A 12,875-nucleotide genomic window follows, 5' to 3' on the forward strand; every position below is an offset into this window, starting at 1 on the left:
AAGGGGCTTTTTAAGCGTCTCCGAGATCTATGCCCTTACGCGATTAAATATCTCGAAAGCGGGTAGTAAAGCAAGGTGATTGTGAAGCACAGTCGCTTCTTCGAGAAATTTGATTTTTCGGTAATGCTGTCCTCATGTTTTATATGTCCATCATTACAATTGGCAATTGATATCCCAATGCCGGTTGTGGTTAACGTCGTTTTGCTTGTACCTTTGGCATGTTTTCAACCGTGATAAGTATTTCATGGATGAATGCCCGCGCTAAAAGAACAGGCATTTCTTGAAACATTGGTTATATAAACTATAATGCTATTTTTTGCGTAACGCCGATTTATTCTCTGCCTTTTAAACATAAAAAATAGAGATATATCAAGGTAATAGCACGACTATTTTTCTGTCCCTCGGCTTAACCGAACCAGGACGCGTGATTCTGGCGGCTGGAGCACAGATAAAAAGGTCGGATGATCAGGCGGCGGAACTGCTTGATAGGTATGGCGCCTAGTCTCTAATTTAGAGTGCGGATTGCGGCTTCAGAGGCTTTCCCATAGCCATAGCCATTGCCGATCTGTTTGGGGGGAATTGAATTCATATATAACTAAAAAATGGCAACGCAATGCCAAATTTTCTTGGGAACGGAAGCCTTCCGTCTCCTTGAAACCTTAAGGGCCAATAATAAATACTAATAAATGCCAAAAGGAGACTCTTTATGCTTTCGCAAACGCCGGGCGGCCAATCGCCTTATGATGAGCGGATCATCCCCTTTACTGCCGATGATGGCGTCGAACTTAACCTGATCAATGTCCGGGGGCGGAAAGCGCCGGACAAAGGCCCGGTCATTCTGGTGCATGGCGCCGGGGTGCGTGCCTCCATATACCGGGCGCCGGTAGCGACAACGATAGTCGATGCGCTGATTGAACAGGGCTATGATGTATGGCTGGAAAACTGGCGGGGCAGCATCGCTTTTCCGCCGAATTTATGGACGCTGGATCAGGCGGCCCTCTACGATCATCCCAAGGCCGTCAAGACCATTATCGCCGAGACCGGCGCGAAAAATCTCAAGGCCATCATCCATTGCCAAGGCTCGACCAGTTTCACCATGTCGGCCCTCGCGGGGCTCGTGCCCGAAGTCACGACCATCGTCAGCAATGCCGTTTCCCTGCACCCGGTCGTGCCGCGCTGGTCCACGTTCAAGCTTCAATACCTGGTGCCGCTGGTCAAGCTGCTCACGCCCTACCTGAATCCGCACTGGGGCGTCGAGGCGCCCGGTCTGGCTGCAAAGTTGATTACCCTGCTGGTCAATATGACCCATCACGAATGCCATAACGCCGTTTGCAAACAGGTCAGTTTTACTTACGGCAGCGGCTTTCCGGCTTTGTGGAGCCATGAAAACCTCAATGAAGAAACCCATGAATGGTTGAAGGAAGAATTCGGCGCCGTGCCGCTGCGCTTTTTCGAGCAGATCACCCGCTGCACGCAGCAGGGCCATTTGGTTTCCGTCGAAGGCTTCAAGGAACTGCCGGACGATTTTCTCAAGGCCGCCCCCAAGACTGACGCCCGGTTCGCCTTCTTTGCCGGGGAAAACAACCTTTGTTTTCTGCCCATCAGCCAAATCAATTCCTATAACTATTTTTCCGGATTGCGCCCGAATTACCATTCGCTGCATGTGCTGCCCGGCTACGGCCACCTGGATGTGTTCATGGGCAAGCATGCGGCTCGGGACACGTTTCCCTTGATCCTCGACGAACTCGATAAAGATTAATTCATAACAACAACAATAAAACCGCGCCATAAAATCAACGGCGCCAAGAGGGAGTAAAAATCATGTTTTGCATGCCAAAACGCATTAAAGAATACGCGGGTCGGTTTTCATTGGTCGACGGCATTCCGTTCAAGCTACCCGTTGCCGCAACGAATTCGCCAGCCTTGATGGCGGTATTCCCGATTAATCCGGAAAAAGCCAAAGCCTTTTTGCCCAAAGGCGTCCATCCCTTCCGCTTGTGGAACACCGGGTTGCTGATCGTGACCGTTATTGATTATCGCGAAACGCCTATTGGCAAATACGTCGAATACAGCATCGCCATCGCCTGCACCCATGGCGCAAAACCGGCGCCAAGACTGCTGCCGGCCCTGTTCATGAATTTCTTCAAGACCGGCCAGTATGTCGTTGACCTGCCGGTATCGTCCGAAATATCGGTCAAAGGCGGCAAAGGCATCTGGGGCATGCCGAAGCACCAGGGACATCTGAATTTTAAAATCACCGAGGACAAGGTCAGCAGCCAGTATGACCTGGATGGCAAACTGGTGACTTATGTCGAAATAGAGCCCCCGAAAAAAACCTGCCTGCCGGTCAAGATGCGCGCCTCCAATTACTGTTCATTCCGCGGCATGCTGATGAAGTCGGACATCCTGCTCGACACCAAATGCGGCGTTCGCCTGTTCAAGAACGCCAAAGCCCGCTTTGTCATCGGCGACCATCCCCGCCTGCAAGCCATGAAGGAACTGGAAATCGGCGATGCCATTGCCACGGTTTTCCTGCCGTCCATTACCGGCACGCTCGATGATCACATCGAGAGCTGGTTTCTCGATTTCGACCAACTGCCCGAGAAAGCTCCGGAAGGCTTTGAGTCCGTGATCAATCTGGGTTTGAGCGAAGAATGGCTGTCTCCGCCTGATGCGCCGATTCCACCGGCATGATCATGATGGTAACAATCAACAGGCAGGAGTAATAGTTATGACGGCACAAGCCCATATTCCTCAAGGCGCGGCGGCTAACGACAGTCGATTGCCCAAAAGGGCGCTCATTCTTCCGGGAGGCGGCATGCGTTTGTCCTATGCCGCCGGCGCGCTGACCGAGATTTTCGCGCATGACCTCAAGTTTCAGCACATGGACGGTACGTCCGGAGGCTCGCTGAATCTGGCCATGCTGTTTTCCGGTTTGCAGATTGACGACATCTGCGAACGCTGGCGCACCTTGAAAATGCGCGATACGATCTCTTTTATGCCATTGGGCAATTATCTCTGGCCGCCCAAGTTTGTCGCCGCCGGTTCAGCAAAGGCGTTCCGCGAAAAAGTCTATCCGCATCTGGGCATCGATTTTGAAAAAATCCGCGCCGCGGAAGGCGTGCAGGGCACGTTCAACGTCTGCAATTTCGGCAGGAAAATGAACGAAGTCATCCGACACCAGGATATGACCGAGGATTTCCTGGTGGCCGGCATGTCATTGCCTGGCACGCTGCCGCCCGTCACGATCAAGGATACGGTTTATCTGGATTCAGGGTTTATCCAGGATGCCAATTTGCTGGAGGCCGTCAAGCGCGGCGCCAATGAATTATGGCTGATCTGGATCATGGGCAATATTCCCAGCTACCGAAGCGGCCCGCTGGACGCCTATGTGCAAATGCTGGAAATGAGCGCCAACGGCGCACTGATCAAAGAGCTTCAACAAATCAAGGACATCAATACCCGGATAGCCAACGGCGAACAACCATACGGACATCAACAACCCATCACTCTCCACCTGATCAAACCCGCGCATCCGCTGCCACTGGACTCGGCGCTGTACACGGGCGCGATCAGCCACGCCACCCTGATCGAAATGGGACGGGCCGATGCGAGAGCTTATTTCAACAGCATGAAACCGGAGGGGGTTCCGTTTGAACCTTACATACTGAAAATGACAGCACAAAAAACAGGTTTGCAATTTAAAGAAACGATGACGGGCGGCTTTGCGCTCGATGCCAGCGATCCCCAGGACGGCAAGGCGAAAGGCAAACAGGCGGGTACGCAACTGGCCATGCACGCGATGGTCAGCATCGACGACATGGATGCCTTCGTCAAGGATGCCGAGCATCCGGGCCACTTGACCGGCACCATCGATTTTGCCCCGTTGGGCATGGGCATGGTCGCCAAGACCGGGGTGTTCAATTTGTTCAAACCCACGGCCGATCCGAAATTGACCTTGATGGTTTATGAGCTGGGCTTTGAGCATCAAGGCGAAGCCTATTACCTGGCGGGCAGGAAGGAAGTACGCGACGGCTCGCTGCTCAAGCTCTGGCCTGAGACTACAACCCTGTACACGCAGCTGCACAAGGGTACCGACAAATCGGGTCCGGTCATCGGCGCGGGCATCCTGACATTGGGCGTAGTCGATCTGATGAAGCTGGTGTCGACCGTGACGGTCACGCAGGCTGATGGCTTCGCGGCAAAAGCCGGGACGATCGGCGCTTTCGGCGGCTTTTTCATGCGCGAGCTTTGGGACACGTATGTCACGCACGTCCACAAAAACGGTGCGGGCGCCCAGATTCAATCCTGAGTTTTTTAAGAACAGTTGTAGGCTGTGAACCTGGCATGGCCGGCTTCGAAATGCCGGGTTTACGCTAAAGCTCCAACCCAGCCTACATGAGCGGCTTCATGCGCAAGCCAGGAAGCTATAAATCAAATCCTAACAATAAAAAAAACAATATCGGGGAAATACGATGAATACCGAATACGACTACGAAGCTATTGTCATCGGCAGTGGTTTTGGCGGATCAATCAATACCTGCCGCTTATCGAAAAAATGGCCCGGCAAGGTCATGCTGCTGGAGCGCGGCAAACGCTACCCCTTGGGGGCTTTCCCGCGTTCGCCGCATGACATGGCCAACAACTTCTGGAATCTTCTGCCGGAAAAGCGCAGCAGGCCGAAAAACATCGCCAGCAAGGAAACGCACGGCATGTTCGATATACGCAATTTTGACCATATCGATGCCGTGGTCGGCGCGGGTTTGGGCGGCGGCTCGCTGATCTATGCCAATGTCTTCCTTCAGCCGCCCGATGAAGTGTTTGACCACACCTGGCCCGAAACCAGCAAGAAAGACGCTTTGCAGCCTTATTACGCGGTCAGCAAGGAAGTTCTGGGCGCAAGACCGATGCCGCAAAACGACGATCCGCGCCGGCAGGTCATCCGCACGGGCTTATTCCAGGAATTCGCCAAGGCGGACGGCCACGAGTCGCAAATGCTCGATATCAATGTATTTTTCGGAAATGACTTCGACAATCCGACCGACATCGGCGTACAGGAAAAAAACCGTTACGGCGCGCTGCAGACTTCCTGCGTCTATTGCGCCGAATGCGATCTGGGTTGCAACACGCAATCGAAAAACTCGCTGGATTTGAATTACCTGCATGTCGCCGAAACGCGCTATCAGGCCGCGATTAAAACCGAAGTTCTCGGCCAGAAAATCGTGCCCCTGGATGCCCAAGGCAATGAAAACTCTGCTGCCAGCGGCGAGTTCGGTTACCGGGTCTATTGGCAGGATTTGAATGACGGCCACACGGAGCACAGCGCCGTGACCCGCCGCGTGGTGGTTTCGGCCGGCACGCTGGGCTCGAACGAGCTTCTGATGCGCTGCCGGGATGTCTACAAAACCCTGCCCAATATCAGCCAAAAGCTCGGCCAGCATTTTTCCGGTAACGGCGATTTTCTCTCTTTTGTCATCGACGGCGACAAGCCCGCCAATCCCAATTACGGCCCGGTCATTACCCAGGGCACTGATTACAATCTGTTCAAAAATTTCAATCGGGATAACGCCTTCATACTGGAAGACGCCAGCTATCCCAATTTTGCCGCCTGGTACTCAGAGGGGCTCAGACCCGGCTTTTCGCATTTCAATGCCTTTATCCGGACTGCCAAGATGGCCATTGCCCGCTTCATGCAGGGCATAACCAATGGCCATATCGGCTACGCCTTCAATGAATTGCTGAAAGGCGATCTTTCCTATACCAGCAGCGTCTTGCTGTGCATGGGCATAGACAAAAGCAACGGCGTCATGGAATTGAACAATGATGGCTTTCTGCATGTGAAATGGCCTTACAAGGACAGCATGTCCCTGTATCAGGCGATTCTCGATACCGGCAACCGGTTCAAGGAGTGGAGCGGCGGGAAAGCATTCATTCCGCTGCCGAACTGGCTGTGGCCCATGAAAAATAATATTACCGTGCATTCCCTGGGCGGCTGCCGCTTGGCGAATGATCCCGCCGAAGGCGTCACCAGCGCGGCCGTCGATACTTTCGGTCAGGTTTTCGGTTATGCCGGCTTATATGTTGCCGATGGCGCATTATTGCCGACGGCCGTAGGCGCCAATCCGGTCGCGACGATCTGCGCATTATCGGAGCGTGTCGCGGAAGGCATTACCGGCATCAAGCCGAGCGCGGATTTATAACGTCTTTTTCTGTTTATACCAACCGCCTGTTGATTAAAACTTTGGCCCGGATCAACAGGCGATAATCAGCACAACAAATTATATATATCGAGGCATTAAATACCGGCACGCCGAATTTGCCCGGCATTTATCCCTCGGTTTTATTCCAACGAGAGGTAGACGTATGAGCGATTTTCCTGCTTATGACGAGATTCACGTAATCTCGGACATTCACATGGGCGGCAACAGGCCCAATTTCCAGATCCTGAAAGAGACCAAAAGGCTGGCGGGCTACATCGGCTGGGTGAGCCAGCAGTGTCCGGCGGGCCATGTCGCGCTGGTGCTGAATGGAGATGTCTTCGACACATTGGCCGAGGAACTGCCGGGCTATATCGCTGTTGAGCAGGCTGTGACTGTCGTGGGCCGGATTATGAAAGACGCGTCCTTCGCTTGCATCTGGGATGCCCTGGCGGCCTTCGTGGCGGCCGAGCGGCGCACGCTGATCTTCATCATCGGCAACCATGATATCGAAATGTCGTTCCCGACGGTCCAGCGCTTGATCATGGCGCGGCTGGCGGGAGACGACCTGGTCAAGCGCGCCCGGATCGAGTTCTCGACCACCGGTGCCGGTTATACCTGTACGGTCGGCGGTGCCCGCGTCTACTGCACGCACGGCAACGAAGTGGACGCCTGGAACTACAACCGCTACGAGGATCTGGCCAAGGTCGGGCGGCGCCTGAATGCCGGCCGCTCGCTCGATGCCAAGGAATGGTATCCGAACGCCGGCACGCGCATGGTCAAGGAGGTCATGAACGAGGTCAAGGAAAAATACAAATGGATCGATTTGCTGAAACCGGAAACCCAGGCCGCGGTCGGTACGCTGGTCGTGCTCGATCCGTCCCAAGCCAAGAAAATCACCAACCTGGTCTCCATCGTCGGCGAAAAAGTGCGAGACGGCAAGGAAGTGAATCAGCGCCTGTCCGCCGAGGGTTTCCAGCCACGCGAACAGGTGGATACCTCGTCCGTGACGGTTAACCAATTATTGGGCCCCCATCTCAGCGAGGGCATCCGAGGCCAGGTGCAACAGGACTCGCAGAGTGTTGACGAGATGCTGGCGCTGGCCGAGGCCAATCTCGGCAGACCGAATGCCCAGATCGTCGAGCCGGAAGCACCGCTGGGCGCCGGTCAATACCTCATTGATCGGCTGACGGGGGTGCCCAAGGATGAGGCATTGCGCCGGGCGCTGAAAGACTGGCTGGCCGATGACAAGACGTTCGATCATACCGACCGGGACGATACCTTCAAGGATGTCACGGCGGCGGTTGGGCCTTCGATCGATTTCATCGTCACCGGACACACCCATCTGGAGCGCGCCATCGACATGGGCGGCGGGCGCTTCTACTTCAATTGCGGCACCTGGATTCGGCTGCTGCGCTTCACCGATGCCATGCTGAAGGACCAGAACTCGTTCAAGCCAGTTTACGACGTACTGATCGACGGCCGCATGGAGTTGATCGACGAAGCGAAATTCGGCGGCCAGAGTTTCGTGATGAACCAGACCAGCGCCGTGTCCATCAAGCCGGAAAACGGCGGCGTCGTCGGCCGCCTGAGCCATATTATTGGGGATGGCACCGGCGCGCCCCAGGTCATCCAGCAGTTCGTGAGGAAGTGACATGGTCGAGACCCACACTTCGGAAATCCGCAACGTCAAGCTCGAGCTGTTAAGATCCGGGCCCGCCCACAATCAACTATTGTCGCCGCTGACCAATTACATTGCCTTGTGCGGCTCCGACGGGCCCGTGACGCTGCAAATGCCGTTCGAGCATCGTCAGCTTCTGATGCGCTTGCGGCGGCTCAGATACCCCCAGGATAAGGACCCCGCCACCGATGATCAGCGGCAATCGGAAGTCCGCGACATAGGCGAGGCCATCGGCCGCGTGCTCGGCCAGGTGCCGGCCCTGCTTTCCGAGCTCGGCAATGCCGGCGCCGAGAACGGCAAACTTGTGCATCTGCGATTGGCAATGTCCGCGTTTGAGCTGGGCCTGATGCCCTTCGAGGCGGCCGTGGCGCCGGACGGTTTCCCCGGCTCGGGCTCGCCGCTGTTCCTGCAGATGCGCACGCCGATCACGATCACGCGGGAAATCCGCCGGGGCCGTCCGCTGCCGGTCGACTGGACGCGTCCGCCGCGCATTCTGTTCGCGTTCGCGGCGCCGGACGGGCTTTACGTGCCCGCGCAAACCCATTTGCAGGCCCTGCGCGAGGCCATCGAGCCCTGGGTCAAGATCAAGGATGAGAATCGTATCGAGGAAGTCAAAAAGCTGCTGACCGTACTGCCCAATGCCACGCTGGAGCAGATCCGCTCGCTTTGCGCCTCGACCGAGTTCACCCATGTCCACATCCTGGCCCATGGCGCGCCGTTCAAATATTCCGGCGATGAGCGCTACGGCCTGGCTTTGTGCAGCGAGACCGGCGACAGCGCCGACATCGTCGACGGCGAGCGACTCGCCATTGCCCTGACCTCGAGCGACTCGGCCGGCAACACGCGGTTTCGGCCGACGCTCGTGACGCTGGCGACCTGCGATTCCGGCAATATCGAATCGGTACTGACGCCCGGCGGCAGCATCGCCCACGAACTGAACGCGGCCGGCATTCCGTGGGTCGTCGCTTCCCAGTTTCCGCTGTGGATGAAGGCATCGGCCATCGCGGCCAAAGTGCTCTATCGCGGATTATTGAACGGCGGCGACCCGCGCTGGGTGCTCTACGAACTGCGCCAGCGGCTGCGCACGGATTCGCCGGAGACGCACGACTGGGCCAGCATCGTCGCCTACGCCACAGTGCCGTGGAATTTTGAACGGCAGGTCAACCTGTTCCGCGACCAGCAGACGCAGCGCAAAATCGAAGTGAAGTTTGACCGGATCGACGAGCTGGTGGGAGCCAATCTGGACCACGGCGGCAGTGCGGCGATAGTCCTTGGTGATGCCCAAAACGTGGAATTGGCAACGCTGTGCGCATCGGTGCGCGAGGATCTGAAAAACTGGCGCGAGGAATCGCATGCCATCGTTTCGGCCAAGGATAGGGCGCAACGCCTGGGCATCAGCGCTGCCAGCGAGAAACGCATCGGCATCGCCTATGCCCTGGCGGAAGATCTGTCATTGGCCCAGAAAGCCTATGAAGCCTGCCGCGATTTCTACCGTGACGCCTGGGAAATCGACCCTTGTAATTACTGGGTCATTACGCAATACCTGTCGATTATCGCCATCCTGAACCGGGGAGACGACGGCCCCGTACTAAAAGAGCTGGCGCATAAATACGGCATATTGTGGAGTGCGGCCAGACAGATTGTGCAATGGCAGATACGCAAATCATCAGGCGAGGACCGGGCTTATGCGTTGAGTACGTTGGCGGAACTCAGCTTGCTGGGAGCAGTATACGGCGGGCAAGACAGCGATCCTAAATCGCTGGAAACCGAGATTAAGCAGCACTGCCGAGAGATGCTGAACGAGCTTTGCTCCGATGCGTTTCCTCTTTTTTCAACGCGGCGCCAGTTCAGGCGGTATCTGAAGGATTGGAGCACCCCGCTATGGTCAAGCCTGGCGCAGGCAGCATTGGACGCGTTGGGGGACGAGTATTAGGCACTGAGCCTATGATGCCGGATAACGGGAAAAGGATGTCCCGATTCAATGCGGCGGATTCCGTATAGTTGTATTGAGGCGAGGTTGCGCCGGATTGCCGAAAGTGCTGAATGATGGCCAGGATAAAAACGGCTTTTTTGGAGGGTTATTAAGAATGGCGCGCCCGAGAGGATTCGAACCTCTGGCCTCAGCCTCCGGAGGGCTGCGCTCTATCCAGCTGAGCTACGGGCGCGTAAGCGCGTATTTTAACCGATTGCGCGCAGAATTACGATAGCATTGTTTTTAAATGTGCAAGACTGGCCTTGCCGCGCTCCTTGATGACTTCCGGCGCCAGCTGTTTTTTGTTGGTCCATTCCAGATCGTCCGGCGGCAATTCGTTCAGAAACCGGCTGGGTTCACATTCAGTGATCTCGCCGTAGCGTTTTCTGTGCGTGCAATAGCTGAATGTGCAGGTGCGCTGGGCGCGCGTGATGCCGACATAGGCCAGGCGGCGTTCTTCCTCGATATTGTCGGTTTCGATGCTGTTCTGATGCGGCAGCAGGTTTTCCTCCATGCCGATCAGGAACACGTGCGGAAACTCCAGACCCTTGGCGGCATGCAGGGTCATCAGGCTGACCTGGTCGCTGGCTTCTTCCTCCTGATTGCGTTCCATGATGTCCAATAGCATGATTTTGGCGACTATCTCCGACAGCGATTTTCCCCCGCTATCTTTTTCGGCAACTGCTCCCTGCGTTGCTCTACCTCCTGCATCCCTGTAGTCGTCATTGATGCGCTTGAGCCAGTCGATCAGTTCGTAGACGTTCTTCATCTTGCGCTCGGCCGCTGCCGGCGTTTTGCTGTTCTCGCGCAGCCATTGCTCGTAACCGATCTGGTCCAGCATGGCTTCGATCACGGCAAAGGTGTCGCCGCGCTCGATGCGGTCGGCCGTATCGACGACCCAGTCGCGGAATTTCGCCAGCCGCTGCATGGCTTTTTCGGGCAGTTTCTGGGTCAGGCCCAGCTCGGAGCTGGCCGCGAACAGGCTGATATGGCGTTCGTTGGCATAGGCGCCGAGCTTTTCCAGCGTGGTCGGGCCGATCTCGCGGCGCGGCGTGTTGATGATGCGCAGGAACGCGGCATCATCGTCCTGATTGACGAACAGGCGCAAGTAGCTGAGCACGTCCTTGATTTCTGAATAGGCGAAGAATGATGTGCTGCCGCTGATGAAATAGGGGATGTTGTTTTCGCGCAGGCTGCGCTCGAACAGCCGGGACTGGTGATTGCCGCGGTATAGAATCGCGTAATCCTGGTAGCTGCTGCCGGTTTTGAATTTATGGTGGATGATTTCGGACACGATCTGCTGCGCTTCGATCAATTCGTCCCTGTGGCTCAGCACGCGCAGCGGATCGCCGTAGCCCAGTTCGCTCCAGAGCTTTTTCTCGAACGCGTGCGGATTGTTCGCGATCAGATGATTGGCGACTTTCAGAATGCGGCCGGTCGAGCGGTAATTCTGCTCCAGCTTGATGACTTTCAGGCGCGCGTAATCTTTTTGCAGCTGCGCCAGGTTTTCGGGCTGCGCGCCGCGCCAGGCATAGATGGACTGGTCATCATCGCCGACCACGGTGAACCGCCCCAGGTTACCGGCGATCAGTTTGACGAGCTGGTATTGAGTGATATTGGTGTCCTGGTATTCATCGACGAGCAGGTAACGGATCTTGTTCTGCCATTTCTCCAGCACGGCCGGCTGATCCTGGAACAGCAGCACGGGCAGCAGGATCAGGTCGTCGAAATCGACGGCGTTGTAGGCTTTCAGGCTGCGGATAAAGTCGTTGTAAAGCACGGCCGCAGGATATTGCTCCGCCGTTGCTGTCGATACGGCCAGCTCCGGCGTGACGAAAGCGTTTTTCCATTGCCCGATCTGCCAGGAATAGCGGTCGACGTTGTCGATATCGCACTTCTTGCTGTCGTGGCTGATCAGGTTGCGCAGCAGCGTGAGCTTGTCCTGCTCGTCGAACAGCGTCAGGCCGGCCTTGTAGCCCAGCGTTTTATGCTCGGACCGCAGTATATCCAGACCCAGCGAGTGAAACGTCGAGACCCTGAGGCCGCGCAGTTGCTTATCGTCCAGCAGTTTGGAGACGCGGCTTTTCATTTCGCGTGCGGCCTTGTTGGTAAACGTCACCGCGGCGATATTGCGCGCCGGTATGCCGCCCTGGGTGATCAGGTAGGCGATTTTTTCGGTGATCACGCGCGTTTTGCCGCTGCCGGCGCCGGCCAGCACTAACAAAGGATGATCGATCGCCTTAACGGCGGCTTGCTGTTGCGGGTTTAGTTTGGCCATCACTACTCTGAAAACTTAGGCTGAAACGGATTTGTCATACATTTTACCAGGCAGGCCGGGTTGATAAACCCAGCATTTCGATGCAGCCAATGCCGGGTTTCCGCAAAGCTCCAAACCAGCCTACAAGCTTCAGCTGAAACGGGTTTGTCATACATTTTATCGGGCATCAGTCTCGCGCCGAGATATGCATTTCGCCATTTTCCTGCTTCATGTTGAAATGCTGCAGGATATTCATGCCGAGCAAGGGCTGGCTTAAGTTCGGCACAATCATCGTCTGTGCATTCTTAATCACGAAATGTCCAAACTTGAGTTCGGATATGACGGCCGTGCAGGCGCCGGTTCGTCCGTTGGCGGTCTCCATGACTACCTGGTTCTTGCAGGCAATCCCGGCATCAGAAGCGAGTGAGCCCGGCAATGAGACGGCAGAGGCGCCGGTATCGATTACGAATGTCAGTGGCTTGTCGTTAATGGAGCCTCCCAGGAAATAATGCCCGTTGGCGGCCTGCTTAATGACGAGTTCCTGGTGATTCTTATTCTCCGATTTTTTTTCGGGCGGCTTTTCTTTGATCACGGACGTCCATGAAGAAACCGTCTTGACACTATCTGAGCAGGCCGATTTCTGGTAAATGATGCGGCCTTGCTGGTTCTTGCATTTATGGATCGTGTCATTGCTCCAGGCATTCGTGCCGAGCGTGGCCAGTCCTATGGATAACAACAATAAGTTATTTTTTTTCATGATTTCCCTTT

Annotated in this window: 8 protein-coding genes and 1 tRNA gene; 6 read left to right on the forward strand and 3 right to left on the reverse strand. The window is 55.7% G+C overall.

The features are described 5' to 3' along the window. Positions 1-706: 706 nt before the first annotated feature. The 6 genes from METLU_RS0114860 (at position 707) to METLU_RS0114885 (ending at position 9,811) form a co-directional block, all read left to right on the forward strand. On the forward strand, positions 707-1,759 hold the full coding sequence (locus METLU_RS0114860) for an alpha/beta hydrolase family protein (protein ID WP_027158902.1): 1,053 nt from the start codon (positions 707-709) through the stop codon (positions 1,757-1,759). Positions 1,760-1,830: 71 nt separating this feature from the next. Beyond that, positions 1,831-2,694, forward strand: coding sequence for an acetoacetate decarboxylase family protein (locus METLU_RS0114865; RefSeq protein WP_196806549.1), 864 nt, complete (start codon positions 1,831-1,833; stop codon positions 2,692-2,694). Between the two features lie 37 nt (positions 2,695-2,731). Further along, entirely contained in the window at positions 2,732-4,312 is a 1,581-nt protein-coding gene (locus METLU_RS25495; RefSeq protein ID WP_036243166.1) for a patatin-like phospholipase family protein, read from the forward strand. Between the two features lie 163 nt (positions 4,313-4,475). Next, positions 4,476-6,200 carry a GMC oxidoreductase gene (locus METLU_RS0114875; protein ID WP_027158904.1) on the forward strand — a complete coding sequence of 575 codons (1,725 nt, stop codon included), beginning with the start codon at positions 4,476-4,478 and terminating at the stop codon, positions 6,198-6,200. A 163-nt stretch (positions 6,201-6,363) separates the two neighbouring features. Next, on the forward strand, positions 6,364-7,851 hold the full coding sequence (locus METLU_RS0114880) for a metallophosphoesterase (RefSeq protein WP_027158905.1): 1,488 nt from the start codon (positions 6,364-6,366) through the stop codon (positions 7,849-7,851). A gap of 1 nt (position 7,852) precedes the next feature. Further along, a complete protein-coding gene (locus METLU_RS0114885; protein ID WP_027158906.1) occupies positions 7,853-9,811 on the forward strand; it encodes a CHAT domain-containing protein in 1,959 nt (652 codons plus the stop codon). 155 nt (positions 9,812-9,966) lie between these two features. Here METLU_RS0114885 and METLU_RS0114890 read toward each other — a convergent pair. The 3 genes from METLU_RS0114890 to METLU_RS0114905 form a co-directional block, all read right to left on the reverse strand. Next, positions 9,967-10,043 (reverse strand) — tRNA-Arg (locus METLU_RS0114890). Between the two features lie 33 nt (positions 10,044-10,076). After that, positions 10,077-12,128 carry a DNA helicase Rep gene (gene rep / locus METLU_RS0114895; protein WP_027158907.1) on the reverse strand — a complete coding sequence of 684 codons (2,052 nt, stop codon included), beginning with the start codon at positions 12,126-12,128 and terminating at the stop codon, positions 10,077-10,079. Between the two features lie 166 nt (positions 12,129-12,294). Further along, positions 12,295-12,864, reverse strand: a complete 570-nt coding sequence (locus tag METLU_RS0114905) for a retropepsin-like aspartic protease family protein (protein WP_027158908.1) — start codon at positions 12,862-12,864, stop codon at positions 12,295-12,297. Positions 12,865-12,875: the final 11 nt, after the last annotated feature.

This window comes from Methylobacter luteus IMV-B-3098, assembly GCF_000427625.1.
Classification (GTDB): domain Bacteria; phylum Pseudomonadota; class Gammaproteobacteria; order Methylococcales; family Methylomonadaceae; genus Methylobacter; species Methylobacter luteus.